This is a genomic window from Pseudoalteromonas sp. 20-MNA-CIBAN-0454 (genome assembly GCF_040308685.1).
GTDB classification, from domain to species: Bacteria; Pseudomonadota; Gammaproteobacteria; order Enterobacterales; family Alteromonadaceae; genus Pseudoalteromonas; species Pseudoalteromonas nigrifaciens.
In genome coordinates, this window is record NZ_JBEOOB010000099.1 from 1 (window position 1) to 625 (window position 625).

Below are 625 nucleotides of genomic sequence, written 5' to 3' on the forward strand. Positions count from 1 at the left end.
GTAAGCGAATCACTTAAAGTGCGTCGTAGTCCGGATTGGAGTCTGCAACTCGACTCCATGAAGTCGGAATCGCTAGTAATCGCGTATCAGAATGACGCGGTGAATACGTTCCCGGGCCTTGTACACACCGCCCGTCACACCATGGGAGTGGGTTGCTCCAGAAGTAGATAGTCTAACCCTCGGGAGGACGTTTACCACGGAGTGATTCATGACTGGGGTGAAGTCGTAACAAGGTAGCCCTAGGGGAACCTGGGGCTGGATCACCTCCTTATACGATTTAGAACTTATTTGTTCGTAGTGTCCACACAGATGATTGTTAATTAGTGCTTGTCCCTTTGGGATAACTAATTAATATGCTCTTTAAAAATTTGGAAAAGCTGATAATAAAATTCTGATGAATAACATTGTTATTTATCAAGAGTTTTCAAAAGTAAAAAAAGAATGGTAGCAGTACCATTCAGTGCCATTTAGTTAACTCTTATGAGTTGATTGATTGGTATCTACTTTAGTATTCAATATTGACTTCTGGCGAAGTTAAACTGTCACACAACAAAGACCCGTTTGGGTTGTATGGTTAAGTGACTAAGCGTACACGGTGGATGCCTTGGCAGTTGGAGGCGATGAA

Annotated in this window: 1 rRNA gene; it reads left to right on the plus strand. The window is 42.7% G+C overall.

Annotated features, from left to right (window positions below):
* Window positions 1-271 (plus strand): 16S ribosomal RNA (locus tag AAEZ22_RS18120); the annotation flags it as partial.
* Window positions 272-625 lie beyond the last annotated feature (354 nt).